The 25,009-nt window shown below is 68.1% G+C and carries 26 protein-coding genes and 1 tRNA gene; 21 read left to right on the top strand and 6 right to left on the bottom strand.

The window, feature by feature from the left end; genetic code table 11:
• Window positions 1-204 precede the first annotated feature (204 nt).
• From BMW26_RS10175 to ndk, 5 genes are all read left to right on the top strand, one after another.
• On the top strand, window positions 205-1,014 hold the full coding sequence (locus tag BMW26_RS10175) for an endonuclease domain-containing protein (RefSeq protein WP_072591416.1): 810 nt from the start codon (window positions 205-207) through the stop codon (window positions 1,012-1,014).
• 420 nt (window positions 1,015-1,434) lie between these two features.
• A complete protein-coding gene (ileS, locus tag BMW26_RS10170; RefSeq protein WP_072591415.1) occupies window positions 1,435-4,800 on the top strand; it encodes an isoleucine--tRNA ligase in 3,366 nt (1,121 codons plus the stop codon).
• On the top strand, window positions 4,797-6,149 hold the full coding sequence (locus BMW26_RS10165) for a bifunctional folylpolyglutamate synthase/dihydrofolate synthase (protein ID WP_072591414.1): 1,353 nt from the start codon (window positions 4,797-4,799) through the stop codon (window positions 6,147-6,149). The genes ileS and BMW26_RS10165 overlap by 4 nt, the downstream gene beginning before the upstream one ends.
• The gene (locus BMW26_RS10160) at window positions 6,137-6,559 is read left to right on the top strand and encodes a DUF4233 domain-containing protein (protein ID WP_053096593.1); all 423 of its coding nucleotides are present in this window, start codon (window positions 6,137-6,139) and stop codon (window positions 6,557-6,559) included. The genes BMW26_RS10165 and BMW26_RS10160 overlap by 13 nt, the downstream gene beginning before the upstream one ends.
• Window position 6,560: 1 nt before the next feature.
• Window positions 6,561-6,977 (top strand): nucleoside-diphosphate kinase, encoded by a 417-nt coding sequence (ndk, locus tag BMW26_RS10155; protein WP_029261664.1) that lies wholly within the window; start codon window positions 6,561-6,563, stop codon window positions 6,975-6,977.
• Window positions 6,978-7,044: 67 nt separating this feature from the next.
• Here the strand turns inward: ndk and BMW26_RS10150 are convergent, their stop codons facing one another.
• Window positions 7,045-7,662 carry a vitamin K epoxide reductase family protein gene (locus BMW26_RS10150; protein ID WP_072591413.1) on the bottom strand — a complete coding sequence of 206 codons (618 nt, stop codon included), beginning with the start codon at window positions 7,660-7,662 and terminating at the stop codon, window positions 7,045-7,047.
• A 281-nt stretch (window positions 7,663-7,943) separates the two neighbouring features.
• Between BMW26_RS10150 and BMW26_RS10145 the strand changes: the two genes are divergently transcribed.
• Window positions 7,944-10,541 (top strand): Rne/Rng family ribonuclease, encoded by a 2,598-nt coding sequence (locus BMW26_RS10145; RefSeq protein ID WP_072591412.1) that lies wholly within the window; start codon window positions 7,944-7,946, stop codon window positions 10,539-10,541.
• Here the strand turns inward: BMW26_RS10145 and BMW26_RS10140 are convergent.
• The gene (locus BMW26_RS10140; RefSeq protein ID WP_053096584.1) at window positions 10,506-10,772 is read right to left on the bottom strand and encodes a DUF4031 domain-containing protein; all 267 of its coding nucleotides are present in this window, start codon (window positions 10,770-10,772) and stop codon (window positions 10,506-10,508) included. The two genes, BMW26_RS10145 and BMW26_RS10140, sit on opposite strands and share 36 nt — an antisense overlap.
• A gap of 211 nt (window positions 10,773-10,983) precedes the next feature.
• On the opposite strand from BMW26_RS10140, the gene rplU reads away from it, so the two are divergent.
• The 11 genes from rplU to BMW26_RS10085 all read left to right on the top strand — a co-directional run bounded on the left by rplU (window position 10,984) and on the right by BMW26_RS10085 (window position 18,758).
• The gene (gene rplU, locus BMW26_RS10135; protein WP_072591411.1) at window positions 10,984-11,292 is read left to right on the top strand and encodes a 50S ribosomal protein L21; all 309 of its coding nucleotides are present in this window, start codon (window positions 10,984-10,986) and stop codon (window positions 11,290-11,292) included.
• Window positions 11,293-11,311: 19 nt separating this feature from the next.
• A complete protein-coding gene (gene rpmA, locus BMW26_RS10130) occupies window positions 11,312-11,569 on the top strand; it encodes a 50S ribosomal protein L27 (RefSeq protein ID WP_028501603.1) in 258 nt (85 codons plus the stop codon).
• Between the two features lie 107 nt (window positions 11,570-11,676).
• The gene (obgE, locus tag BMW26_RS10125; protein WP_053096582.1) at window positions 11,677-13,179 is read left to right on the top strand and encodes a GTPase ObgE; all 1,503 of its coding nucleotides are present in this window, start codon (window positions 11,677-11,679) and stop codon (window positions 13,177-13,179) included.
• Window positions 13,176-13,961 (top strand): glutamate 5-kinase, encoded by a 786-nt coding sequence (gene proB, locus BMW26_RS10120; protein ID WP_072591410.1) that lies wholly within the window; start codon window positions 13,176-13,178, stop codon window positions 13,959-13,961. The genes obgE and proB overlap by 4 nt, the downstream gene beginning before the upstream one ends.
• A gap of 9 nt (window positions 13,962-13,970) precedes the next feature.
• Window positions 13,971-15,224: a glutamate-5-semialdehyde dehydrogenase gene (locus BMW26_RS10115; protein ID WP_072591409.1), complete on the top strand. Its 1,254-nt coding sequence runs from the start codon at window positions 13,971-13,973 to the stop codon at window positions 15,222-15,224.
• Window positions 15,225-15,290: 66 nt separating this feature from the next.
• Entirely contained in the window at window positions 15,291-15,515 is a 225-nt protein-coding gene (locus BMW26_RS10110; RefSeq protein WP_053096577.1) for a hypothetical protein, read from the top strand.
• A gap of 6 nt (window positions 15,516-15,521) precedes the next feature.
• Complete coding sequence (nadD, locus tag BMW26_RS10105) at window positions 15,522-16,124, top strand: nicotinate-nucleotide adenylyltransferase (RefSeq protein ID WP_053096575.1); 603 nt, start codon at window positions 15,522-15,524, stop codon at window positions 16,122-16,124.
• Window positions 16,121-17,302 carry a hypothetical protein gene (locus BMW26_RS10100; protein WP_072591408.1) on the top strand — a complete coding sequence of 394 codons (1,182 nt, stop codon included), beginning with the start codon at window positions 16,121-16,123 and terminating at the stop codon, window positions 17,300-17,302. The genes nadD and BMW26_RS10100 overlap by 4 nt, the downstream gene beginning before the upstream one ends.
• Complete coding sequence (rsfS, locus tag BMW26_RS10095) at window positions 17,302-17,685, top strand: ribosome silencing factor (RefSeq protein ID WP_042537705.1); 384 nt, start codon at window positions 17,302-17,304, stop codon at window positions 17,683-17,685. Before BMW26_RS10100 ends, rsfS begins: the two co-directional genes overlap by 1 nt.
• 1 nt (window position 17,686) lies before the next feature.
• On the top strand, window positions 17,687-18,376 hold the full coding sequence (locus BMW26_RS10090; protein WP_053096572.1) for an SDR family oxidoreductase: 690 nt from the start codon (window positions 17,687-17,689) through the stop codon (window positions 18,374-18,376).
• A gap of 124 nt (window positions 18,377-18,500) precedes the next feature.
• A complete protein-coding gene (locus tag BMW26_RS10085; protein WP_232224447.1) occupies window positions 18,501-18,758 on the top strand; it encodes a hypothetical protein in 258 nt (85 codons plus the stop codon).
• A 61-nt stretch (window positions 18,759-18,819) separates the two neighbouring features.
• On the opposite strand, the gene BMW26_RS10080 is transcribed toward BMW26_RS10085, so the two are convergent.
• The 3 genes from BMW26_RS10080 to BMW26_RS10070 all read right to left on the bottom strand — a co-directional run bounded on the left by BMW26_RS10080 (window position 18,820) and on the right by BMW26_RS10070 (window position 20,552).
• Complete coding sequence (locus BMW26_RS10080) at window positions 18,820-19,002, bottom strand: hypothetical protein (protein ID WP_053099155.1); 183 nt, start codon at window positions 19,000-19,002, stop codon at window positions 18,820-18,822.
• Window positions 19,003-19,135: 133 nt separating this feature from the next.
• On the bottom strand, window positions 19,136-20,218 hold the full coding sequence (locus BMW26_RS10075) for an AI-2E family transporter (RefSeq protein WP_230100734.1): 1,083 nt from the start codon (window positions 20,216-20,218) through the stop codon (window positions 19,136-19,138).
• Between the two features lie 261 nt (window positions 20,219-20,479).
• Window positions 20,480-20,552, bottom strand: a tRNA-Ala gene (locus tag BMW26_RS10070).
• Window positions 20,553-20,659: 107 nt separating this feature from the next.
• Here BMW26_RS10070 and BMW26_RS10065 point away from each other — a divergent pair.
• Genes BMW26_RS10065 through BMW26_RS10050 form a run of 4 tightly spaced genes read left to right on the top strand, consistent with a single transcriptional unit; the run spans window position 20,660 to window position 24,112 of the window.
• Window positions 20,660-21,100 carry a GNAT family N-acetyltransferase gene (locus BMW26_RS10065; protein WP_072591407.1) on the top strand — a complete coding sequence of 147 codons (441 nt, stop codon included), beginning with the start codon at window positions 20,660-20,662 and terminating at the stop codon, window positions 21,098-21,100.
• 41 nt (window positions 21,101-21,141) lie between these two features.
• Complete coding sequence (locus BMW26_RS10060) at window positions 21,142-22,206, top strand: NAD(P)-binding domain-containing protein (RefSeq protein ID WP_072592307.1); 1,065 nt, start codon at window positions 21,142-21,144, stop codon at window positions 22,204-22,206.
• Between the two features lie 57 nt (window positions 22,207-22,263).
• Window positions 22,264-22,920 (top strand): SDR family oxidoreductase, encoded by a 657-nt coding sequence (locus tag BMW26_RS10055; protein ID WP_072591406.1) that lies wholly within the window; start codon window positions 22,264-22,266, stop codon window positions 22,918-22,920.
• 4 nt (window positions 22,921-22,924) lie between these two features.
• Window positions 22,925-24,112 (top strand): glycoside hydrolase family 3 N-terminal domain-containing protein, encoded by a 1,188-nt coding sequence (locus tag BMW26_RS10050; protein WP_072591405.1) that lies wholly within the window; start codon window positions 22,925-22,927, stop codon window positions 24,110-24,112.
• 22 nt (window positions 24,113-24,134) lie between these two features.
• Here BMW26_RS10050 and BMW26_RS10045 read toward each other — a convergent pair whose 3' ends face one another.
• Window positions 24,135-25,004, bottom strand: coding sequence for a hypothetical protein (locus tag BMW26_RS10045; RefSeq protein ID WP_053096562.1), 870 nt, complete (start codon window positions 25,002-25,004; stop codon window positions 24,135-24,137).
• Between the last annotated feature and the right edge of the window lie 5 nt (window positions 25,005-25,009).

Here is a 25,009-nt window from a genome sequence, read left to right as displayed (position 1 = left end):
CGGACCGAGGGAGGTGGATTCGGCCGAGCGAGAGTGGGAGCACGAGAGTGGCGAGCGAGCGACGTCTGCGGACGCCTCGACCGCTCCTGCACAGAACGCCACGAGACGCCGTTGTGCGCACAAGCCTGGAACGGGGGGCGACGCGCACGCGATACGTCCCACACTGGCTGGGTGCGGAGAACGTCAGAGGACTTGCTTGCGACGATGACGGAGCTCGGCGGCGTCGTGCGTGTCACCGTCATCCAAGAGCGCGGATTCGCTCGGAGCCTGGTCGCGTCGGCGGTCGAAGGCGGTGTGCTGATCCGGCCGCGACGAGGATGGCTCGCGGTGCCTTCCGCCGACGGGATGCTGATCAGCGCGGCGCGCCGAGGCGTCGTGCTGACCTGCCGTACTCAAGCCGCTCGGCTCGGTCTCTGGCTGCACGACGATTCGGGCAAGCCACACGTCGCCGTCGGGCCGAACGCCGCGGGGAGGCGACGTGTCGACGCGCAGGTGCACTGGGGCAGTCCGATCGTGCCGCGTCATCCGGATGTGCTCGTCGATCCGATCGAGAATGTGCTGGCGTACATCGCTGAGTGCGAGCCTTTCGAGCGGGCGCTCGCGACCTGGGAGTCAGCGCTCAACAAGTCGCTCGTCACGATGGAAGCTCTGCGTGGATACTCGTGGAAGCCGGCGGCGCGGCGGATCCTCGAACGGGCCACTCCTTTCGCCGATCCGGGGCTGGAGACCTACCTTCGTGCGCGACTGCGGTGGTTGAGAGAGCCGATCCGCGTGCAGATCTGGATCGCGGGCCACCGCGTCGACGCTCTGATCGGCGACCGATTCGTCGTACAGATCGACGGGGCCCACCACGTCGGTGCGCAGCGATCCGAAGACATCCGGCACGATGCCGAACTGCGGCTGATGGGGTATCACGTGATGCGCGTGTCGTACACGCACGTCATGTTCGACTGGCACATCGTGCAGGACCTGATCATGCGCGCGGTCGCGCAGGGACTGCACCGCGCGGCGTGAGTGACCCGCTGTTCAGATGCTTCGCACCGTCGGACAGATCGTCCTGCCTCGGCCGAATTCCCGGAGACTGGCCGACGGAGGCGCGTCCGGCCGACGGGGGCGCGGGCTCCGAAGACAGAACCGACGTCGGAAGCGCGCACGGACTTCGGCCGCGCTCAGGAGGCAGGAGGCGCACGCGCCGCACCGCGCGTACAATGGGAGACAAGAGCTGTGATCCGGACATCACCGGGGAGCTCTCGGAAGAACGGTCGGCTCGCGAGGGCGGACTCAGTAGAACCGAGCGGGGCAGGCCCGTCACAGCCGCAGTGAGAGTGGCTCCGCCGTGAGGCGCGGCACGCGAGGTGGTACCGCGGTCCCCGGAACGACAAGCCGGACGGATCGTCCTCGCAGCAGCATCCGCCACGACTCCTGCGAGACGACATGACCTACCCGCGTTCCTCCTTCGGCCCCGCCGCCGACCAGGCTGCCTCCGTCGCCCCGAGCCCTCGGTTCCCTCAGATCGAGCGCGAGGTGCTCGACTTCTGGGAGACCGATCAGACCTTCCGCGCCTCGATCGAGCAGCGCGAGGGCGAAGACGAGTGGGTCTTCTACGACGGCCCGCCGTTCGCCAACGGCCTGCCGCACTACGGGCACCTGCTCACGGGCTACGCCAAGGACGTCTTCCCGCGATTCCAGACCATGATCGGCAAGAAGGTCGATCGTGTCTTCGGCTGGGACACCCACGGTCTGCCCGCCGAGCTCGAGGCCATGAAGCAGCTCGGCATCACCGAGAAGAGCCAGATCGAGGAGATGGGCATCGACGTCTTCAACGCGAAGGCGAAGGACTCGGTGCTCAAGTACACGCATGAGTGGCAGGACTACGTCACTCGTCAGGCTCGCTGGGTCGACTTCGAGCGCGGATACAAGACGCTCGACCTCGGTTACATGGAGAGCGTGCTCTGGGCGTTCAAGACCCTGTTCGACAAGGGACTCGCCTACGAGGGATACCGCGTGCTGCCGTACTGCTGGCGCGACGAGACCCCGCTGTCGGCGCACGAGCTGCGCATGGACGACGACGTGTACCAGAACCGTCAGGACCCGTCGGTCACCGTCACGTTCCCGCTAACCGGTGCGAAGGCTGAGGCCCTCGGTCTCACCGCCGTGCGGGCACTCGCCTGGACGACCACCCCCTGGACCCTCCCCACCAACCTCGCGCTCGCCGTCGGCCCCGACATCGAGTACGTCGTGCTGCCCGCCGGTCCCGGAGGAGCTGCCGACGTGCACCAGGTCGCGGGAACGACGGATGCCGCCGTCGAGGCCTCGGCCCACCGCTACCTTCTGGCGCGTGAGCTGCTCGGCGGCTACGTCAAGGAGCTCGGATACGAGAGCCTCGACGAGGCGCTCGCCGCCGTCGACGCGACGGTGCGCGGAGCCGAGCTCGAGGGCGTCACCTACGACCGGCTCTTCGACTACTACGCCGACGCCGAGACCTACCGCACGGAGAACGCCTGGCGCATCCTCGTCGACGATTACGTCACGGTCAGCGACGGCACCGGCATCGTCCACCAGGCTCCTGCCTACGGTGAGGACGACCAGCGGGTGGCCGGTGCTGCCGGCATCCCGACGATCCTGTCGCTCGACGATGGCGGACGATTCCTGCCGAACGTCACCGACGTCGCCGGGCAGCTGTGGATGGACGCGAACACGCCGCTCATCCGCCTGCTGCGCACCGAGGGACGCCTCCTGCGCGAGCAGAGCTACGTGCACTCGTACCCGCACTGCTGGCGGTGCCGGAACCCCCTGATCTACAAGGCCGTGTCCAGCTGGTTCATCCGCGTCACCGACATCAAGGACGACCTGCTCGCGAACAACGAGCAGATCACCTGGGTGCCCGAGAACGTGAAGCACGGCCAGTTCGGCAAGTGGCTCGAAGGCGCGCGCGACTGGTCGATCAGCCGCAACCGCTACTGGGGCTCGCCGATCCCGATCTGGAAGAGCGACGACCCCGAGTACCCGCGCGTCGACGCCTACGGCTCGCTCGAGGAGATGGAGCGCGACTTCGGCACGCTCCCGCGCAACCCCGAGGGCGAGATCGATCTGCACCGCCCGTACATCGACGACCTCACCCGTCCGAACCCCGATGACCCGACCGGCCGGAGCACCATGCGCCGCATCGAGGACGTCTTCGACGTGTGGTTCGACTCCGGCTCGATGCCGTACGCGCAGGTGCACTATCCGTTCGAGAACCAGGAGTGGTTCGACACGCATGCGCCCGCCGACTTCATCGTCGAGTACATCGGGCAGACGCGTGGCTGGTTCTACGTCATGCACGTGCTCTCGACGGCGCTGTTCGATCGACCGGCGTTCACGGGCGTCAGCTGCCACGGCATCGTCCTGGGCAACGACGGCTACAAGATGTCGAAGTCGCTGCGCAACTATCCGGACGTCTCCGAGGTGCTCGACCGCGACGGCTCCGACGCGATGCGCTGGTTCCTCATGTCGAGCTCGGTGCTGCGCGGCGGCAACCTCGCAGTGACGGAAGAGGGCATCCGCTCGGGCGTGCGCGAGTTCCTGCTCCCGCTGTGGAACTCGTGGTACTTCTTCGCGACGTACGCCAACGCGGCGAAGCCCGGCGGATACGAGGCGACCTGGCGCACTGATTCGACCGACGTCCTCGACCGCTACATCCTCGCTCGTCTCGGCGACCTGGTGCGCGAGGTGCGAGCGGACCTCGAGGGTCTCGACTCCACGACCGCGTCCGCGCGTCTGCGCGACTTCGCCGAGGTGCTCACCAACTGGTACATCCGTCGCTCGCGCGACCGGTTCTGGGAGGGGTCGAGCACAGACGCCTTCGACACGCTCTACACGGTGCTCGAGACGCTGACCCGGGTCGCCGCGCCTCTCGTGCCGCTCATCAGCGAGCGCGTGTGGCAGGGGCTCACGGGCGGACGCAGCGTGCACCTGCAGGACTGGCCGGATGACACCGCGTTCCCCGCGGCGGACGAGATCCGCGACGCGATGGATGCCGTTCGCGAGCTGTCGAGCGTCGGCAACGCCCTGCGCAAGAAGGAGAAGCTCCGTGTGCGGCTGCCACTCGCACGCCTCACGGTGGTGTCACCTCTGGCGGCCACGCTCGGCCAGTTCGAGGACATCCTGCGCGAGGAGCTCAACGTCAAGTCGGTCGAGCTCGTCCAGCAGTCGGACACGACCGCCGGCGGATACGGGATCAGCCACCGGCTGAGCGTGAACGCCCGTGCGGCGGGTCCGCGCCTGGGCAAGAACGTGCAGACGGTGATCAAGGCCGCGAAGTCCGGCGACTGGTCGGAGGTCGACGGCGTCGTGACCGCGGGCGGCATCGTGCTCGAGCCGAGCGAGTACGACCTCGTGCTCGAGACCACCGGCCGGCCCGAGGGGGAGGCGCTCGCGATCGTGCCGAGCGGCGGATTCGTGCTGCTCGACACGACGACGACTCCTGAGCTCGAAGCCGAGGGACTGGCGAGAGACGCCATCCGCGTCGTGCAGGAGGCCCGCAAGAATGCGGACCTCGATGTGAGCGACCGCATCGTTCTGGCACTGAACGTGGGCCCGGCCGATGCCGAGGCGCTGCAGGCGCATGCGGACCTGATCGCGGGGGAGACCCTGGCCGTCGCGTTCGCGGTGCAGGCGACCGACGACATGGACACCCTCGTGCAGGAGGTCACCAGCCCCGGTGACGGCGTCTTCCGCAGTGGTGCGACCGCCCTGGGCGCCGACAAGCGTCCGATCATCGTCACGATCGACGTCACGACGAAGGAGCCCGCCGCATGAGCGCACGCGACAAGGCCGATGCCGTCTACGACAAGCTGCTGAGCCGTGCGGGGGAGCGCTGGGTGCAGCCGCGCAAGGAGCGCACAGCGCGCATCCTCGCGTATCTCGACGATCCGCAGCGCACGTATCGCGTCGTCCACATCACGGGTACGAACGGCAAGACCTCGACCGCTCGCATGATCGAGACCCTGCTGCGCGCGCACGGGCTGCGCACGGGCCTCTTCACCAGTCCGCACCTCGAGCGCTTCACCGAGCGCATCGTGATCGATGGAGAGCCGATCGAGGATGCCGCCGTCGTCGACGCCTGGAACGAGATCGAACCGTTCGTCGAGATCGTCGACGCCGAACTCGAGGCAGCGGGTGAGGAGCCGCTCACGTTCTTCGAGCTGCTCACCGTGCTCGCCTTCGTGGCGGTGGCGGATGCCCCGGTCGACGTGCTCGTCCTCGAAGTGGGAATGGGCGGCGAGTGGGACTCGACCAACACGGCCGACGGTGATGTGGCGGTGTTCGCGCCCATCGACATCGACCACGCCGATCGTCTCGGCGGCACGATCGCCGAGATCGCGACCGTGAAGGCGGGAATCATCAAGGAGGGCGCTGCCGTCGTGTCGGCCCAGCAGCCCGCGGAGGCCGCCGAGGTGCTGCGCCGTGTCGCTGCCGAGAGGAATGCCACGATCGCCTTCGAAGGCGAGGAGTTCGGGCTGGCCGAGCAGAAGCTCGCCGTCGGAGGACAGCTGCTGACCATCCGCGGTCTCGCCGGAGCGTATGTCGAGGAGTACCTGCCCCAGTACGGAGCGCACCAGGGACACAACGCGGCCCTCGCGGTCGCAGCCGTGGAGTCGCTCATCGGCGGGGCGCAGCAGCCGATCGCCGCCGACATCATCTCGGAGGGCCTGCAGGGCTCGACTTCGCCGGGGAGACTTCAGCTGTTGGGCATCGCTCCCACGGTGATCGTGGATGCTGCGCACAACCCGCACGGCGCAGCCGCGCTCGTGCAGGCGATGGATGACAGCTTCGACTTCGACGAGTGGGGTGTGGTGCTCGGCGTGCTCGCGGACAAGGATGCCGCCGGTATCGTCTCGAAGCTCGCACCCGCGGCGGCCCATGTGTTCGCCACAGCGCCCGAGTCCGACCGTGCGAGCGACGCGGATCTCATCGCCGATCTCGTCGAGTCGACGGGACAGCGCGCGACGGTGCACCCGACGCTCGCCGAGGCAGCGGACGCCGCGCGCGAGTGGGCGGCGTCATCGGATCGCCGGGCCGTCGTGATCGCCGGCTCGGTCGTGCTCGCCGGCGAGGCGATCGCTCTCGCCGAGGAAGAGGACTGGAAGTCGGGATGGCGCGCGTGACCGCCGCATCCCGCCCGGCCCGTCCGCCGCGTCCCCCACGCACTCTGGTGCAGAAGCTGGCGCCGATCGTGCTCGGTTTCGAGTCCATCGTCGTCTTCCTCGCGGGGCTCACGGTCTTCGGTCTGAAGACGCTGCCCGCAGGCATCCCGCAATGGTGGGGGATCGTCGGCGGTGCCGTCGTCGGGCTCGCCTGCCTCGCCCTCGCCGGCATGATCACGAAGCCGTGGGCGATCACGGCGGGCTGGGTCCTGCAGGTCGTCATCGCTCTGGCAGCTATCCTGGTCCCCGCGATCCTGCTCGTCGTCGTGGTTTTCGGCGGCATGTGGGGGTATGCGACGATCATGGGGGCCCGATTGGACGCACGACGTCCCGACGGGCCCACGACTGAGACTCAGACAGAGAGTGAATGACATGGCCACCGAAGAAACCCTCGTCCTCGTCAAGCCCGATGGTGTCGCCCGCGGCCTCACCGGCACGATCCTGGCGCGCATCGAAGCGAAGGGCTACGCCCTCGTCGACATCCGCCTGGTCGAGCCCGACCGCGACCTGCTCGCCGAGCACTACGCGGAGCATGAGGGCAAGCCCTTCTACGAGCCGCTCCTGGAGTTCATGCTCTCGGGCCCGTCGGTCGCCATCCGCCTCGCCGGCAACCGTGTGATCGAGGGCTTCCGCTCGCTCGCCGGCACGACCGACCCCACCACCGCCGCGCCCGGCACGATCCGTGGCGACTTCGGCCGCGACTGGGGTCTCAAAGTGCAGCAGAACCTCGTGCACGGCTCGGACAGCCCCGAGTCGGCCGCACGCGAGCTCGGCATCTGGTTCGACTGACCGATCCGCACACGACGAAGCCCGCCGCACGAGATCGTGCGGCGGGCTTCGTCATGTCCGGGCGGGGTCAGAAGATGATGCGCGCCATCTCGCCGAGGAAGTCCAGGCCCTGCAGCTGCGCCATCATGATGATGGCCGCGTAGGCCAGGATGGTGGCCAGCGGAACCCAGACCATCAGCTTGTCGGCGCGTTCCCGGGTCTTCTCGTTCCGTGTGAAGGTGCCGTTGCGGGTCAGATGCAGCATCGTCGCGAAGAAGGTCGGGATGGTCACTGCCCACGTCACCATGCACCACGGGCACAGAACCCCGAGGTTCGCGGCGTAAAGGCTCTGGCCGATGAGCCAGCAGACGAGTCCGAAGGCGAAGGTGATCCCCGCGCCGAAGGCCGCCCAGAACCACCGCGGGAACCTCGCCCCGGCGAGGATCGCGACGCCGATCACCAACGGGGCCATCCACCCGGTCAGTCCGAGCAGCGGGTTGGGGAAGCCGAAGATCTCACCCTGCCAGGACCCGAGGTTCTTGCTGCACTGGATGAAGGGGCTCACATCGCAGGCGAGCGCATCGGTCGGGTTCTCCAGAAGCACGAACTTCTCGACCGTCAGCTGGAAGGCGGCGAACCAGCCGATGACGCTCGCGATGATCAACCACACGGCATAGACGACGGGGCGGGTGCGCTGCTCGCTCATGTGTGGATTCTCTCAGCGATCGCTATGTATCGGGCGTGAGCGCGCCGGAGAAAACGACCCGGAGTCGCGAGGATGCCGCGAACCGGGGCACTTGGTGCGATAATGGCCTGTGATGCATCGCTCGACCCCGTCGTGGCGCGCATCGACGCAGACTTCGGGGCCGTATGCCCCTCGTGATCAGAGCCATGGGCCGGTCGCACACCGAATGAGTTCGCGACACCTGCGGGTGTCGCATGAGAGTTAGCGGAACACGAAGTGTCCGCGCGAGGAGCAAGCCAGAGATGGCCGATGAGAACAATGACTACGACGCCCCTACCCTCGACTTCACTGCGGATGCTGACGCGCCCGCAGAGGTAGTCGCCGACGCTCCGGAGGCTGAAGCATCCGAAGCTCCGGCCGACGGTGAGGGTTCGACGAGCGAGACCGCCTCGGCCGAGGAGACTCCTGCTGAGGAGGCTCCCGCTGAGGATGCTCCTGCTGAGGAGGCTCCCGCTGAGGACACTCCTGCTGAAGAGGCTCCCGTCGAGGATGCCCCGGCAGAGGATGCCCCGGCAGAGGATGCCCCGGCTGAGGATGCCCCGGCTGCGGAGGCTCCGTCGCAGGACGCGCCCGACGCCGCTGCAGAGAAGCCCGCTGTCGAAGCCGCACCCGAGCAGCCCGCTGCCGAGAAGCCCGCTGCCGAGAAGCCCGCTGCCGAGAAGCCCGCTGCCGAGACCGCACCCGAGAAGCCGGAGGAGCCCAAGCCCCTCACCGCCGTCTCGCTGGGGCTGCTCCCCGAGGTCTTCGTCTCGCAGGTCTCGACCCAGCTGCACTTCTACGCACCCGAGGTCCTGCCGCTTCCTGCGCGCACGGGTCGCGAGCGTGTGTTCGACCGCATCGCCGACCGCGAGCAGGACGAGCCGGCCGGTCGCCGCGGCCGTCGTCGTCGCGGCGGTTCGGACGACCTCGACACTCGCGATCAGCGTGAGCCGCGGGAGCAGCGCGAGGAACCGCGCCAGCCCCGTCAGCGCGTCGTGGAGTACATCACCGAGCCGAAGGCCATCAAGGGCTCCACGCGCCTGGAGGCGAAGAAGCAGCGCCGCCGCGACGGACGTGACGCAGGTCGTCGTCGCCCGGTCGTGACCGAGGCGGAGTTCCTCGCGCGTCGCGAGTCGGTCGACCGCAAGATGGTCGTCCGCTCCAAGAACGGCCGCACGCAGATCGGCGTCCTCGAAGACGGCGTGCTCGTCGAGCACTACGTCGCTCGCAACCAGGACGCATCGCTGATCGGCAACGTCTACCTCGGTCGCGTGCAGAACGTGCTGCCGAGCATGGAGGCAGCGTTCGTCGACATCGGCCGCGGCCGCAACGCCGTGCTGTACTCCGGTGAGGTCGACTGGGACGGCGTCGAGACCGGCAACCAGCCGCGTCGCATCGAGCTCGCGCTGAAGGCGGGCGACCGCGTCCTCGTGCAGGTCACCAAGGATCCGGTGGGCCACAAGGGCGCGCGTCTGACCAGCCAGATCTCGCTCCCGGGCCGCTACCTCGTGTACGTGCCGGGCGGATCGATGAACGGCATCAGCCGCAAGCTTCCCGACAACGAGCGCACGCGCCTGAAGCGCATCCTCAAGGAGGTCCTGCCCGAATCCTCCGGCGTGATCGTCCGCACGGCGGCCGAAGGCGCCACCGAGGACCAGCTCACGCGTGACGTCCAGCGGCTCACCAGTCAGTGGGAGCACATCCGCAAGCAGGTCGAGAACCAGCAGGCACCCGCACTGCTGCACGCCGAGCCCGACCTCCTCGTCAAGATCGTCCGCGACGTCTTCAACGAGGACTTCACGAAGATGCTCATCCAGGGCGAGGACGCGCAGCGCACGATCCGCGCCTACCTCGAGAGCGTCGCACCCGACCTCCTCGAGCGCGTCGAGTCGTATGAGGACGAGACCGACCCGTTCGACGCTTTCCGGATCACGGAGCAGATCGAGAAGGCGCTCGACCGCAAGGTGTGGCTGCCCTCGGGTGGTTCGCTGGTCATCGACCGCACCGAGGCGATGACCGTCGTCGACGTGAACACCGGCAAGTTCGTCGGCTCGGGCGGAAACCTCGAGGAGACCGTCACCAAGAACAACCTCGAGGCGGCCGAGGAGATCGTCCGCCAGCTGAGGCTGCGTGACATCGGCGGCATCATCGTCGTCGACTTCATCGACATGGTGCTCGAGTCCAATCGCGACCTGGTTCTGCGTCGCCTGATCGAGTGCCTCAGCCGGGACCGGACGAAGCACCAGGTCGCCGAGGTCACCTCGCTCGGCCTCGTGCAGATGACCCGCAAGAAGCTGGGCCTCGGCCTGCTCGAGACGTTCAGCGAGGCGTGCGACGTATGCGCCGGCCGCGGCGTCATCGTCCACCACGACCCCGTCGTCAAGCACCGCTCCAGCAGCAACGGGAACGGCAACGGCAACGGGAACGGCAGCTCTCAGTCCAACCGTCGCCAGCGCGGCGGCAACGGTCAGTCGCAGAGCGCTGCTCCGGCCGCGGTGACGACGCACAGCATCCCCGAGGGAGCGAAGTCGGCACTCGCGCAGATCGCAGCCTCGACGCGCACTCCGAATGCCGACGAGCCGGCAGAGGCCGTCGCTCCCGTGGCTGAGCCGACGGAAGCGACCGCACCGCAGGAGCGCGCCAAGAAGCCTCGCAAGAAGCGTGGATCCGACCGCAAGTCGTCGCCGAAGTCCCCGGCGGAGGCGCTGCTCGATTCGGTGCTCGATGCTCTTCCCGAGCCGAAGGCGCCCGGTCAGGGTCGCGGTCGTCGCCGCGTCTCGACGGCTGCCCTCACAGGCACGCCCGTCTCGGTGAACTCCGAGCCGTCAGCGCCGGTCGCGAGCGGGGATTCGGAGTCCTGAGGCGATCAGCCGCCTGACCAGCTCCTTGCCGCCGACATGCTGTGCGCCGGCGGCGAGGAGCCGGGGGATGATCTCTTCCGGAACGTCGTAGTGGTCGAGATCGAACGCGCGCGCGGGCACGTCATGCGCCCTCGCGAAGTCGTGCAGCTCCTGCAGGGTGTCATCGCTGACGAGATGAGCCCACAGGCGTCCGTGCGCAGGCCACAGGGGGTCATCGACGAGAACGGTCATCCCTTCAGCCTATGACCGGACACACCGGGCGGCACGTTTTGCCACAGTGTCCCGCATCCGGTAAAGTAGTCCCTTGGTGCGTATGCCGCGTCGTCCTGGACGGTCGGAGCGGAGAGTCTTGCGTTCGTGCCCGTCGCCCCGCGATGCATGCAAGCAACAGTCTTCCCGTGAGATCTCGGAGCCGCGAGCTCCCCAACGAAACAGGTATGAAGTGGTTTACGCAGTAGTGCGCGCCGGTGGGCGGCAGGAGAAGGTCGAGGTCGGCACGATCGTTCAGCTCGACCGTGTCAAGGCTGCACAGGGCGAGAAGATCGAGCTGGCCGCAGTGCTGCTCGTCGACGGCGCCTCGGTGACCACCGACGCTGATTCGCTGGCGAAGGTCAAGGTCACGGCAGAGGTCATCGGCAACCTCCGCGGCCCGAAGATCATCATCCAGAAGTACAAGAACAAGACCGGCTACAAGAAGCGTCAGGGCCACCGCCAGGAGCTCACGCGCGTCAAGATCACCGGCATCAAGTAAAGACCGAGGAGACCAGGACATGGCACATAAAAAGGGCGCAAGCTCCACCCGTAACGGTCGTGACTCCAACGCTCAGCGACTTGGCGTCAAGCGCTTCGGTGGACAGCAGGTTCTCGCCGGCGAGATCATCGTCCGCCAGCGCGGCACGCACTTCCACCCCGGCGTGAACGTCGGCCGTGGTGGCGACGACACTCTGTTCGCTCTGGCCGCCGGTGCGGTCCAGTTCGGCGCGAAGGGCGGCCGCAAGGTCGTCAACATCGTCGCCGCTGCTGAGTGATCACAGCACGACACTAGTCATCCGATTCGGGGCGGGCTTCGGCCCGTCCCGAATCTGCGTTTCCGGCCGAGTCCACATCTCAGGCCGCATCAATTGAGGAGAGAGACATGGTCAGCTTCGTCGACACCGTGACGCTGCATCTGCGCGCGGGCAAGGGCGGCAACGGCTGTGTCTCGGTGCACCGCGAGAAGTTCAAGCCGCTCGGCGGCCCCGACGGCGGCAACGGCGGTGATGGCGGCGACGTCGTGCTCGTCGCCGACACGCAGACGGGAACGCTCCTCTCGTACCACCACTCTCCGCATCGCAGCTCCGGAAACGGCGGCCCCGGAATGGGCGACCACCGTGCGGGGTTCATGGGCGAGGATCTCGAGCTTCCCGTTCCCGTCGGCACCGTGGTGAAGAACCCGGCCGGCGAGGTGCTCATCGACATGATCGAGCCCGGTGAGCGCTACGTCGTCGCCAAGGGCGGGCATGGCGGACTCGGCAACGCCGCACTCGCCACCCCGAAGCGCAAGGCTCCCGGGTTCGCGCTGCTCGGGACCCCCGGGTACGAGGGCGATGTCATCCTCGAGCTCAAGACCGTGGCAGACGTCGCTCTGGTCGGCTACCCCTCGGCGGGCAAGTCCAGCCTGATCGGCGCGATCTCGGCCGCACGCCCCAAGATCGCCGACTACCCCTTCACCACGCTGCACCCCAATCTCGGTGTCGTGCAGGCAGGGGACTCGCGATACACGGTCGCTGACGTCCCCGGACTCATCGAAGGAGCGAGCGAGGGACGCGGTCTCGGACTGGAGTTCCTCCGTCACGTCGAGCGCTGCACCGCACTGCTGCACGTGCTCGACTGCGCAACGCTCGAGCCCGGTCGCGACCCGATCTCCGACCTCGATGTCATCCTGGGGGAGCTCGCCGCATACGAGGTTCCCGAGGGGCAGACCCCTCTGCTCGAGCGCCCGCAGCTCATCGCCCTGAACAAGATCGACGTGCCGGAGGCCCGCGACCTCGCAGACCTCGTGCGCCCCGACCTCGAGGCTCGCGGATTCCGTGTCTTCGACATCTCCACGATCTCGCACGAGGGTCTGCGCCCGCTGACCTACGCGCTCGGCGAGATCGTCGACCAGCACCGTGCCGAGCTCGCCGCGACCGAGGTCCCGCGTGAGCGCGTCATCCTTCGCCCGCGTGGCCCGAAGAAGGGCTTCGAGATCCGCGTCGAGGGCGGCAGCTACGGCAACGTCTACCGCATCCTCGGCGAGAAGCCGGTGCGCTGGGTCCAGCAGACCGATTTCCAGAACGAAGAGGCGGTGGGCTACCTCGCCGACCGTCTCGAGAAGCTGGGCGTCGAGGACGAGCTCTTCCGCCTCGGTGCCGTGCAGGGGTCGACGGTCGTCATCGGCGAGGGCGACAGCATCGTCTTCGACTGGGAGCCCACCATGACGTCTGCGGCCGAGCTGATGACCGCACCCCGTGGCACCGACCCGCGTCTCGCCCCCAACGGGCGTCGCACCACCTCCGAGCGTCGTGAGAACTACTACGAGCGCATGGATGCCAAGGCCGAGGCTCGCGCCGAGGTCGAGGCTCAGCGGCTCGCGGCCTACCGCGAGGACGGGGAGTGACCGCCCGCACGAGGGCGGATCTCGCCACAGCCTCACGGATCGTCGTCAAGGTCGGGTCTTCCTCGATCAGCGGGGAGTCCTCCTGGCGCATCCCCGTTCTGGTGGAGGCACTGGCGGCAGCGCACGCGCGCGGGGCCGAGGTGATCCTCGTCTCCTCCGGAGCGATCGCCACGGGCATCCCGTTCCTGCGTCTCGATGCTCGCCCCACGGACCTGGCCACTCAGCAGGCCGCAGCCGCCGTCGGACAGAACATCCTCGTGTACCGCTACCAGGAGTCGCTGCGTCCTTTCGACATCGTCGCGGGACAAGTGCTGCTCACGACCGGTGATCTCGAGAATCCGACCTCGCGCAGCAACGCGCGACGGGCGATGGAGCGACTTCTCGGTCTTCGCATCCTGCCGATCGTGAACGAGAACGACACGGTCGCGACGCAGGAGATCCGATTCGGCGACAACGACCGCCTCGGCGCGCTCGTGGCCCAGCTGATCGAGGCGGATGCGCTCGTGCTGCTCAGCGACATCGAGTCGCTGTACACCAAGCCGCCGTCCGACCCAAGCGCTGAGCCCATCGACGTCGTCGCTCCGGACGCCGATCTCTCAGGCCTCGAGTTCGGCTCGACGGTCGTCAACAGTGTCGGCACCGGGGGAGCGGCGACGAAGGTGTCCGCCGCCCGACTGGCGGCCGCGTCCGGGATCGGTGTGCTCGTGACCAGCGCCGACCTCGTCGACAAGGCCCTCGCGGGCGCCGACATAGGGACCTGGTTCGAGCCCGCGCTCTCTTAGACTGGGCGGATGACCGACCAGACCCCGCAGGTGCGCCTCGAGCGCGCCAAAGAGGCGTCCCGCGCCACGGCCAGACTGACCAGCGACGACAAGTCCCGCGCGCTCGAGGCCATCGCGGTGGCTCTCGAGGGGAACGCGGCCGCGATCATCGAGGCCAACGGCCGAGACATCGAGCGCGGTCGATCTGACGGCATCGGCGAGTCGCTCATCGACCGACTGCGCCTCGATGAGAAGCGCGTCGCCTCCCTCGCCGCTGCGGTCCGTCAGGTCGCGGCTCTTCCCGACCCTGTCGGTCGTGTCGTCGGAGGGCACCGGATGCCGAACGGCGTCGCTCTCGAGCAGGTGCGGGTGCCGTTCGGGGTAGTCGGGGCGATCTACGAGGCGCGCCCCAATGTCACGGTCGACATCGCGGCGCTCGCGCTGCGCTCGGGGAACGCCGTGGTCCTGCGCGGTGGCAGCGCCGCACGAGACTCCAACGCGGTGCTCGTCGAGATCATGCGCCAGGCACTCGAGGAGGCAGGCGTCACCGCGGAAGCGGTGCAGACCGTCGACGACTTCGGTCGCGACGGCGCCACCGCCCTCATGCACGGACGGGGTTACATCGACGTGCTGGTGCCTCGCGGCAGTGCGGGGCTGATCGAGACCGTCGTGACCGAGGCGACCGTGCCCGTGATCGAGACCGGCGCCGGCAACGTGCACATCGTCCTCGACGAGAGCGCCCCTGACGACTGGGCGCAGGACATCGTCGTGAACGCGAAGGTGCAGCGCCCCAGCGTCTGCAATGCGGTCGAGACGGTCCTCGTGCTCCGTCAGGCCGCGCCACGGCTCGTCCCGCTGGTCGCGAGTGCGCTGCAGAGCGAGGGCGTGGCCATTCACGGCGACGACATGGTGGTCGGCCTCGTCTCGAACGTGATCCCCGCGACCGAGGAGGACTGGGCGACGGAGTATCTGAGCCTCGACATCGCGATCAAGGTCGTCGACACGCTCGATGACGCTCTCGACCACATCCGTCGCTACAGCACCGGCCACACGGAGTCGATCATCACGACGGATTCGCGCAACGCGGAGCGGTTCCTGGCCGAGGTCGACTCGGCGGTCGTGATGGTGAACACCTCCACGCGGTTCACCGACGGCGGGGAGTTCGGGTTCGGTGCCGAGGTCGGGATCTCGACGCAGAAGCTGCACGCGAGGGGCCCGATGGGGCTTTCCGAGCTGACCAGCACGAAATGGCTGGCGCGTGGGGCAGGGCAGACGCGCGGCTGAGGGCTAGACTAGGGGGCGCTGTGGCTCTTCGTGAGCCACGCCCGCCAGCCACGAAACGGAGTCAGGATGAACCTCGTCGCACAGATCGCGATGGTCGCTGCCGAAACCGAGCACCACGGCAATGTCCAGCTCGAGACGCTGATCTTCGGCGTCATCGCGATCATCGTCTTCGCCTTCCTCGGCCTGGTCACGCTGTCATACAAGAACGTCGCCAACCGTCACTCCGCCAAGGCTGACGCCTGGGCCGCGAGGCACGGCAAGGACGGCCACGAGGCAGGGCACGGCCACTAGGCCCATATGAACGACACGACCTCGCGTCCGGCGCGCATCGGTGTGATGGGCGGCACGTTCGACCCCATCCACCACGGGCACCTGGTCGCTGCGAGCGAGGTCGCGCACTCCTTCGATCTCGACGAGGTCGTCTTCGTGCCCACCGGACACCCGTGGCAGAAGTCGGATGTCACCCCCAGTGAACACCGCTACCTGATGACCGTGATCGCGACGGCGTCCAACCCGCAGTTCACGGTGAGCAGAGTCGATATCGACCGTGAAGGGCCGACGTACACGATCGACACCCTCCGCGACCTGAAGGAGAAGCGGCCCGACGCCGAGCTGTTCTTCATCACGGGTGCCGATGCCGTGGCGCAAATTCTCAGTTGGAGGGACCATGATGAACTGTGGGAGTTGGCCCACTTCGTCGCGGTCTCACGTCCAGGACACGTCCTGAGCACTGACGGCCTCCCGAGCGACAACGTCAGCCAACTGGAGGTGCCGGCGCTGTCCATCTCGTCGACGGCCTGCCGGGCGCGGGTCCGTGACGACGAGCCGGTCTGGTACCTCGTCCCCGACGGAGTCGTTCAATACATCGCGAAGCATCATCTGTATCGGAGCAAGGCATGAGTACATCGGATCGGCAGGAACAGGGTCCGCTGACGCGAAAGCAGTTGCGTGAGATCCGGTTGACCGGCTCCACACCGGTCATCTCGGCGGAGGAGGCTGCTGCTGCCGCTGCGGTCGCGACTCCGCCCGCCGCAACGCCGCCCGAGGAGCAGGACGCCGCCGAGACCGAACCCGCTGCGCCGTCGGCACCGGCCGTCCGCGGCGAGACCGAGCCGGGGAACACGCCGCTGACGCGTCGCCAGGTTCGCGAGCGCGAACGCTCCATGACCGGATCCGTTCCCGTCGGCGACGCTGACGAGTCCGACGCGCCGGACAGTGCGGATGATGCGGACTCGACCGACGAGGTTCCGCCCGTCGAGGTCCCCGCGGCTGAGGCAGCCGACGCTCCCGACTCCGACGTCCATGACTCCGATGTCCACGACTCCGATGTCGTTGACGACGATGACCAGGAAGACGAGGACTCGGCTGCGGCGGATCTGCCCGCACCGGTCAGCGCCTCGACGAACCTCGACACGACGGACGACGACCGCGAGCCGGTCACCTCCGGCGCGGGCGACACGAGTGCCGCCGTCGCGGAGCTCGGAATCGATGCAGAAGCGACCGACGAGGTCGACGAAGGCGACGTTCTGGCGGATGTGGACGACGCCGACGACGACATCGCGGACGGGGAGCGCCCCGTCGTCAACTCCGCCTTCGGTCAGGATCTGCTCAGCGACGACGCGGAGACACGGAAGCCCTTCTCGCCGTCGTTCGACGAGCTGCTGACCGTCGGCGACTCGACCGGTTCCCAGCATCTCGCTCCGAACACCCTCATCTTCAACCCCTCCCCGGGAGACGGGTCGCTCTCAGGCCCCGTCGCCTCCACGGGAGAGATCCTCGTGACCGGTTCCTACGAGCTTCCCAAGGGACTCGGCTCACAGGGCCACGCGCACGGCACCACGGACGGCAAGGACGTGGACGCCGTGCTCATCGACGGCGAACTGCCCCCGGCATCCTCGCCCACGCCGATCGCCGCCAGCGCGGCCGTCAGCACCATCAAGCCCGCCGGCGAGGTCATCCGCCCGCCCGCCCCCGAAAAGGGCAACAAACTCATGCTCATCCTCGCGATCGTGGCGGGTGGTCTCGCGCTCGCGCTGGGCGTGTCCCTGATCGTCGCCTTCACCACGAATGTGTTCTGATGCAGTCACCTGAAACCGCCGAAGAGATGCTCCAGCTCGCGGCCGACGCCGCCGTCTCGAAGGGCGGTGAGGATCTCGTCGCGCTCAACGTCTCGGAGCCTCTGCCCCTCGTCGACATCTTCCTGCTCGTCACCGGAAACAGCGAGCGCAACGTCGCCGCCATCGCCGATGAGATCGAGGACAAGCTCATCGAAGCCGGTCACAAGCGGGTCCGCCGCGAAGGTCGCGCGGAGGCCCGATGGGTTCTCCTCGACTTCGGCGATCTGATCGTCCACGTCTTCCACCAGGAAGAGCGCGTCTACTACGGCCTCGAGCGTCTGTGGAAGGACTGCCCCGTCGTGCCGTTCGAGCTCGCAGACTCCGCCGCAGCAGACCGCGACTGACGTGACCGTCCACCTGATCACCGGTGCCGGATCCGGCATCGGCGCGGTCGTCGCGCGCCGCCTCCTCGATCGGGGCGATCAGGTCGTGGTGCTCGCCCGCGATGCCGGGCGCGCCAAGGAGATCACCGCGGCGCTGCCTGGAGCCTCGGCCGTCGTCGGCGACCTCGCGCAACCCGGCAGGCTGTCGTGGGCACTGTCGAAGCAGGCGCTTCCCGAGCGCATCGACTCGCTGGTGCACGCGGCGGGCGTCGTCGACCTCGGACCCGTGGCCGACCTTCCGGCGAATCTCTGGGAGCGCCAGCTCGCGGTCAACCTCGTGGGGCCTGCCGAGCTCACCCGTCTGCTCCTCCCTGTGCTGCGCGTCTCTCGCGCTCGGATCGTTTTCGTCAACTCCGGTGCGGGATTGCACGCGCACGCCGGATGGTCGGCATATGCCGCCTCGAAGCACGGACTCAAGGCTCTCGCCGACGCATTGCGGGCCGAGGAGAGCGAGCATGGTGTGCGGGTGACCTCCATCTACCCCGGACGCACCGCGACCCCCATGCAGGAACGAGTGCACCAGCAGGAAGGGCGGGATTACGATCCGGAGCGGTTCATCACGGCGGATTCCGTCGCGACGACGATCCTCACCGCGCTCGACCTGCCGGACGACGCCGCTCTCACCGATCTGACCATCCGCCCTCGGGCGTGACCCCCTGAAGTCTCTCGTCTCAGCTGTCAAGCCCCTGTGACCTTTCGGTCGGAGCGGGGATGATCTTGAGTGGGGAGAGAGTCTTGGAGGGAATCACATGTCCGGAGATCCAGATCCTAGATACGTGCTGCATCGCGTCACACCGTCGGAGTGGGTGATCAACGACCGACGATACGAGACGAACGATCCGCGGCACGTGGTGGCATGCGTCTACGAGTACGCGGACACCGAGGTCGAGGTCGTGTGGCTTCGCGACCTGCCTCTGGCAGTGCGGTACACGACCGCATACGAAGTTCTCGAAGAGGTGACGCGAGTGCAGGATTCGAGCCGGGCGACGAGGCCCATCGCGATCCCGCACCTGCCCCCTCTTCTCGCGACCTGAACAGGCTGCGCGGCAGGACCCGGGGAGGGGCCTGCCGCGCAGGGGCGTGCTGGGCGAGGACTCAGGAGTCCTCGCCCAGCGGCTTCTCCGACGCCAGGCGGTCGGCCGCGGCGCCGTCGACCTGGTCGGCATCCGCATCCGTGTCGAGAACGGGCTCGCCGTCGACGTCGCGGTGAGGCACGCCGTCGATCTCTCCTTCGTCGTCCGGGCGGGGGACCAGCGGCGGTATCGGGTTGTTGGTCATCATCGACTCCTCTCGTGAGATGTGCGCGCCACGATAGGTCGCGCGTGCACCGACAGGGAGTGGGTTGACGACCGAGGTCCGGAGGAGTATCCGGCGGTGCGACGATTCTGCGGCACTCGATGGGTCGGCGGCGTCACACCGTTTCCGGGCGCTTCTTGCGGAACGGCTTCGCGGGGGTGTGCGGGCCGTCCCACACCGTGATGATGCCCCAGGCGACAGCGGCGATCGGCACCGAGAGCACCGCGCCGACGATGCCGCCGAGGATGGTGCCCGTGGTCAGGGCGAGGAGGATCACGAGAGCGTGGAGCTTGAGGGAGCGGGCCATCACGACCGGCTGAAGGAAGTTGCCCTCGAGCTGATTCACGAGCACGACGATGCCGACGACGATGAGGGCTGCCACCGGGCCGTGCGTGACGAGCGCCACGAGAGCCGCGAGGATCCCGGCGGCGGTGGCGCCGACCAGGGGGATGAACGCCGTCAGGAAGACGATCACGGCGAGGGGGAGTGCAAGAGGGATCTGCAGGATCGCCAAGCCGATGCCGATGCCGAGAGCATCGGCGGCGGCGACGATCGACGTGCCGCGGATGTAGCCTCCGAAGACATCGACGGTCTTGTCGCCGATGCGGCGCGCACGCTCATAGCTGTTCCCGGTGAAGGGACGGAGCAGGAACTCCCAGATGCGCGGTCCGTCCTTGAGGAAGAAGAACAGCACGACGATCATCAGCGCGAGGCCGGTGAAGAAGCTCGCAGTGGCCGAGACCCCCGCGAGAGCTCCGCGTCCGAACGAGGCGCTGGTCAGGAAGTCGCCGACTCCTGCCCACACCTCGTCGAGATCGATCGATGCGATGTCGAAAGGCAGGGTGTCGAGCCAGGCCGTCACCTGCGTCACGCCGTCGGTGGCCGACTCGATCAGATCGTCCCACTGGGAACGGACCGTCAGCACGATCACCCAGACGATGCCGCCGAGGATCGCGAGGATGCCGATCAGCGCGATCCAGGTGGCGAGGATCGACGGCACTCCGCGACGCCGCATGAACGCGACGAGCGGGTGGATGGCCGAGGCGAGGATCAGCGCGATCGTCACGGGGATGAACACGAGAGAGAGCTGCGTGATCACCAGCACGCCGATGGCGACCAGGGCGAGCACCGAGAGGGTCTGCAGACTCCGTGTGGCGGCGAGGCCGAATCCCCGCGACCACAGTCGCGTCTCCGTCATCGGGGTCGACGCGTCTGACAGAGACGATGACATGGTCTCCGGTCGTCGGAACAGTCCCAGCACGTGCGTCCTCCACCTCGTCGAAGACCGTCTCGGTGACGAAGACGGCCTGGCCTTTCTATCCGTCGCAGCGGACGATGGCAAGTCCCTGGCGCTCTGCCGTGGGCGACCCTTCGCCGATGACGAGGACGCCCGCGCGCACCGGTGTGCCGGGTGAACGAGAAGAAGGCCCCGCGATCTCTCGCGGGGCCTTCTATCGGGTGGACCTGGGGGGACTCGAACCCCCGACCCCCTGCATGCCATGCAGGTGCGCTACCAGCTGCGCCACAGGCCCAGAACTGCTTCCTCACTGCTCGAAGCAACTTGAACAGAGTACTACACGGATCGCGCGCAACACCAATCGGCGCGGGGCCCCCGGGCGCGTCGCATTAGGCTGACCGCATGACGACGATCACCGCCACCGTAGAGGCCGACTTCGACGAATGGGCCGGTCTGTGGCGCGGGTATCTGACCTTCTACGGCACGGAGCTCGCTGACGAGATCACGACAGAGTCGTTTCGGCGGATCGTCGAGGGGCGGGATCTGCACGGAGCGGTCGCGCGCGACGGCGACGGGCGCGCGATCGGCATCGTGCACTGGCTCACGCACCCGGCGACGTGGAGCACGTCGCCCTACTGCTACCTCGAAGACCTCTATGTCGACGGCGAGTCCCGAGGCTCCGGGGTGGGGCGGCTGCTGATCGCCCACGTGCGTGACTGGGCTGTCGAGAACGGGTGCGAGAAGGTCTACTGGCTGACGCAGGAGACCAACATGACAGCCCGCGCGCTGTACGACAGCGTGGCGACGCACACCGGGTACACGCACTACCAGATCGCCCTCTGACGCCCCGGAACAACCGCGTGATCGCGGGTGTTGTCATCATCGTGAGCATCCTGGACAGCGTCGTGATCGGCGCCGGTCAGGCCGGTCTGTCGGCCTCCTTTCATCTGACCCGTCTGGGCATCGGTCATGTCGTGCTCGACTCGGACTCCGAGCCCGGAGGCGCATGGCGGCACCGGTGGGATGCTCTGACGATGCGCGACGTGCACGGCGTGGCGGAGCTGCCGGGGGATTCTCCACCGCCGCGAGACGGGCAGCGCGCCAATATGGCCGTGCCGGCATACTTCGCGGCGTATGAGCGCGCTCATCGCCTGCCGGTGATCCGGCCCGTGGGAGTCGACCGGGTGGTCGACGAGGACGGCCTCCTGGTCGTGCGCGCGGGGGAACAGGAATGGCGCAGTCGGACGCTCGTCAACGCGACCGGGACCTGGACGCATCCGTTCCTGCCGCACTACCCGGGGATGGAGACGTTCGTCGGCGAGCAGCTGCACACGGTCGACTATCCGGGACCAGAGCACTTCGTGGGCAAGCGCGTCCTCGTCGTCGGCGGGGGCGCGTCGGCTGTCCAGTTCCTCGGAGCTCTGGCGCCGATCACCGACACACTCTGGGTGACGCGGCGTGAGCCGGTGTGGCGCAGCGACGACTTCACCCCCGAAGCAGGAGCAGCCGCCGTCGCGCTCGTCGAGCGACGGGTCGCCCAGGGGCTGCCTCCCGAGAGCGTGGTGAGCGTCACAGGGCTCATGCTGCGGCCGCAGGAACGGGAGGCGGAGAGGCTCGGCGCCTACGCTGCTCGCCGCCCGATGTTCTCGCGCATCGAGCCGGACGGCGTCCGCTGGGCCGACGGCACCTTCGAGCGGGTCGACGTCATCCTCTGGGCGACGGGGTTCCGCCCGGCGATCGCGCACCTCGCGCCGCTGCACCTCCGCAGCGCGGCCGGGGGCATCCAGCTCGACCGCGGCGGGCGGGGGACGACCGCGGTGCAGGACCCGCGGATCCAGCTCGTCGGCTACGGTCCGTCGGCGAGCACGATCGGTGCGAACAGGGCGGGACGCTCAGCGGCGAAGGGCGTCCAGCGGGCGCTGGCCGTCGCATCGGTCCGGAGCCCCTGAGCGATCTCGGCCCGTTCGTCCCGAGCCGACGTCGGCGAGGGCGCGTAGGGTGAAGACATGTCGCGAATCATCGTCTTCGGCGGCCACGGCCGCATCGCACTGCTTCTCGCTCCTCTTCTCGTCGACCGGGGTGACGAGGTGACCTCGGTCATCCGCAACCCCGACCACGTCTCGGAGGTCGAGGCGACAGGGGCGCACGCGCTCGTCGCCGACGTCGAGACCCTCGACACGTCTGAACTCGCGGAGATCATCCGCGGTCACGATGCCGTCGTCTGGTCGGCCGGGGCCGGTGGGGGTTCCGCGGATCGCACGTACGCCGTCGATCGTGACGCGGCGATCCGCACCATGGATGCCGCAGAGGCGGCGGGGGTCATGCGCTATGTCATGGTCTCGTGGATCGGTTCGAAGGCCGATCACGGAGTGGCTGAGGACGACGGGTTCTTCGCCTACGCGGATGCGAAGTGGGCGGCGGACGAGCACCTGCGATCGACGAACCTCGACGGTACGATCCTCGGCCCCGGCACGCTCACGTTCGATGAGCCGACGGGCCGTATCCTGCTCGACCCGGACGGCAAGGGCGAGGTCGCGCGCGCCGATGTGGCGGCTGTGATCGCGGAATCTCTCGGCAACCCCTCGACGTTCGGCCGCACCATCCGATTCGGAAACGGCACGGCCGACTCCGGCGTGCCCATCGCCGACGCTCTCACCACCTGACTTCATGCTGCGACGTCGCTTCGGAGCGGTCAGTGCCGCGGCGTTCGTCGCCCTCGCGACGGCGGCCGGACCGGCCTCTGCCGCGGCTGTCGGCTCGGTGCAGGGCGGTCTCGCCCATGCGCAGATCTCCTCACCAGCGATCGGCGAGCACGCCGAGGCTCTCGTCGCCGAGATGACGACGGTCGAGCAGGCGGCGAGCGTTGTGATGGGGCACATCCCGACGACGGATGCCGGAGCGCTCCGCGCCTACATGCAGCAGGACCTGGGCGGTTTCATCCTGATGGGAGCGAACATCCCGGCGACCGACGTCGAGCTCCAGACCCTCACGTCTGCTCTCACGGTCGACCCCGCGCTGCCTCCGCTCGTGGCGGTCGATCAGGAGGGCGGGATCGTGTCGCGCCTCGTCGGCGATGGTTTCCCCGCCTCGACCGTCTTGAAATCGCAGCCGGTCTCCGACACGTCGTCGGCCTTCTCCGCCCGCGCGGCGCTGGTGGCGAGAGCGGGGATCACCGTGAACTTCGGCACGGTCGCAGACGTGACGTCCGACCCGTCGTCATTCATCTACGGCAGGGCACTCGGCACCGACCCCCAGACGGCCGCCGAGCGAGTCGCTGCCGCCACCACGGCGCAAGAGCAGATCATCGCCTCCACGCTGAAGCACTTCCCCGGTCATGGGGCGGCGCCGGGCGACTCCCACAGTGCTGTCCCTGCCACAGCCGAGACCATCGATGAGTGGCGTTCCACGGACGCGGTGCCTTTCGTTGCAGGTATCGAGGCCGGTGCCTCTCTGCTGATGTTCGGCCACCTGGCCTACACCTCGATCGATCCTGCTCCCGCGTCTCTGTCGGCGCGCTGGCACGAGATCGCCCGTGAACAACTGGGATTCGACGGCGTGATCGTGACCGATGACCTCGGGATGCTGCAGTCCTCGGGGATACCCGAGTACGCCGACCCCGTGACGAACGCCGTGTCGGCGGTCGTCGCCGGGAGCGACCTCGTGCTGATGATCGCCGGTTCGACTCCCGACACCGCCGGCCAGATCGTCCGCGGGCTCGCGGATGCGGTCGATGCGGGGGTGCTGCCCGCCGATCGGCTCGCCGACGCGGCCACCCGCGTGATGACGTTGCGCCTGCAGTCGACGTCAGCGACCACCGACTGGGCACCGTGCCCGGAGTGCGAGCCGGCGGACTGATCGTTCAGCCCGCTCACGCCGGTCAGCCCGCGAGCGTGACGGCGGTGGTGGAGCCGAGCCAGGCATGCAGCAGCTCGCCGCGCAGATGCCCACCGCGCTCTGCGAACACGCGCTGCCGGCGGACGTACTCCGCCTTGCCCTCGGTCGTCTCGATCGGTACGGGCTCGACACCCCACGGTGCCAGGTCGTACGGCGCGGCCTGCATGTCAAGAAGGCGGATGTCTCTTGCGAGCTCGAACGTGTCGAGCAGAAGTTCGCCGGGCACGAGGGGGCCCAGCTTGACCGCCCATTTGTACAGGTCCATGCCGGCATGAAGGCATCCGGGCTGCTCGAACAGGGGCTGCTCGTCGCGGGTCAGTTCCGTGCGGTTGCGAGGCACGGCCGCGGGTGTGAAGAACCGGAAGGCATCGAAGTGGGTGCATCTGAGGTCATGGCTCTCGACGACCAGATCCGTTGCGTCCTGCCCGAGACGCAGGGGCACCGCGTGTCTGTGCTCATCCGCTCGATAGACCATCGCCCACTCATGCAGTCCGAAGCATCCGAACTGCCCGGGTCGAGAGGCGGTGCGACGCAGCATCCGCTCGATGAGGCCAACGAGGTCTGCCTTCTCGCGCGCGAAGGCAGCGGCATCCGGCACCGCACCGGCTCTGGTCGCGCCGGGGGAGTACCACCGCCAGGTCAGCCGCTCGTCGGCCTCCTCGAGCTCGACCCCGGCGCCGGGGTGCCACCGACGCAGCTGCGCGGGTTTGTAGCTGTAATAGGTGAACAGGAAGTCCCATACCGGGTGCTTCTCGCCCCGCGCGGCTCGTTCCCGATGCTCAGCCGTGAGGGCGTCGGCTCTCGTCTGGTGCGCTCGTTCGCGTTCCAGCCAGTCGGTCCGCGCCAGCGTCATGGTCA

The sequence above is a fragment of the Microbacterium sp. 1.5R genome (genome assembly GCF_001889265.1).
In the GTDB taxonomy this organism is placed as follows: Bacteria; Actinomycetota; Actinomycetes; order Actinomycetales; family Microbacteriaceae; genus Microbacterium.
This window is presented reverse-complemented; position numbering and strand designations above follow the sequence as displayed.

Bases quoted from the DNA above. Each gene is read 5' to 3' on its own strand.
- BMW26_RS10175 (WP_072591416.1), top strand. From the start codon at position 205: ATGACGGAGCTCGGCGGCGTCGTGCGTGTCACCGTCATCCAAGAGCGC.
- ileS (WP_072591415.1), top strand. From the start codon at position 1,435: ATGACCTACCCGCGTTCCTCCTTCGGCCCCGCCGCCGACCAGGCTGCC.
- BMW26_RS10165 (WP_072591414.1), top strand. From the start codon at position 4,797: ATGAGCGCACGCGACAAGGCCGATGCCGTCTACGACAAGCTGCTGAGC.
- BMW26_RS10160 (WP_053096593.1), top strand. From the start codon at position 6,137: ATGGCGCGCGTGACCGCCGCATCCCGCCCGGCCCGTCCGCCGCGTCCC.
- ndk (WP_029261664.1), top strand. From the start codon at position 6,561: ATGGCCACCGAAGAAACCCTCGTCCTCGTCAAGCCCGATGGTGTCGCC.
- BMW26_RS10150 (WP_072591413.1), bottom strand. From the start codon at position 7,662: ATGAGCGAGCAGCGCACCCGCCCCGTCGTCTATGCCGTGTGGTTGATC.
- BMW26_RS10145 (WP_072591412.1), top strand. From the start codon at position 7,944: ATGGCCGATGAGAACAATGACTACGACGCCCCTACCCTCGACTTCACT.
- BMW26_RS10140 (WP_053096584.1), bottom strand. From the start codon at position 10,772: ATGACCGTTCTCGTCGATGACCCCCTGTGGCCTGCGCACGGACGCCTG.
- rpmA (WP_028501603.1), top strand. From the start codon at position 11,312: ATGGCACATAAAAAGGGCGCAAGCTCCACCCGTAACGGTCGTGACTCC.
- obgE (WP_053096582.1), top strand. From the start codon at position 11,677: ATGGTCAGCTTCGTCGACACCGTGACGCTGCATCTGCGCGCGGGCAAG.
- BMW26_RS10115 (WP_072591409.1), top strand. From the start codon at position 13,971: ATGACCGACCAGACCCCGCAGGTGCGCCTCGAGCGCGCCAAAGAGGCG.
- BMW26_RS10110 (WP_053096577.1), top strand. From the start codon at position 15,291: ATGAACCTCGTCGCACAGATCGCGATGGTCGCTGCCGAAACCGAGCAC.
- nadD (WP_053096575.1), top strand. From the start codon at position 15,522: ATGAACGACACGACCTCGCGTCCGGCGCGCATCGGTGTGATGGGCGGC.
- BMW26_RS10100 (WP_072591408.1), top strand. From the start codon at position 16,121: ATGAGTACATCGGATCGGCAGGAACAGGGTCCGCTGACGCGAAAGCAG.
- rsfS (WP_042537705.1), top strand. From the start codon at position 17,302: ATGCAGTCACCTGAAACCGCCGAAGAGATGCTCCAGCTCGCGGCCGAC.
- BMW26_RS10080 (WP_053099155.1), bottom strand. From the start codon at position 19,002: ATGACCAACAACCCGATACCGCCGCTGGTCCCCCGCCCGGACGACGAA.
- BMW26_RS10075 (WP_230100734.1), bottom strand. From the start codon at position 20,218: ATGACGGAGACGCGACTGTGGTCGCGGGGATTCGGCCTCGCCGCCACA.
- BMW26_RS10065 (WP_072591407.1), top strand. From the start codon at position 20,660: ATGACGACGATCACCGCCACCGTAGAGGCCGACTTCGACGAATGGGCC.
- BMW26_RS10055 (WP_072591406.1), top strand. From the start codon at position 22,264: ATGTCGCGAATCATCGTCTTCGGCGGCCACGGCCGCATCGCACTGCTT.
- BMW26_RS10050 (WP_072591405.1), top strand. From the start codon at position 22,925: ATGCTGCGACGTCGCTTCGGAGCGGTCAGTGCCGCGGCGTTCGTCGCC.
- BMW26_RS10045 (WP_053096562.1), bottom strand. From the start codon at position 25,004: ATGACGCTGGCGCGGACCGACTGGCTGGAACGCGAACGAGCGCACCAG.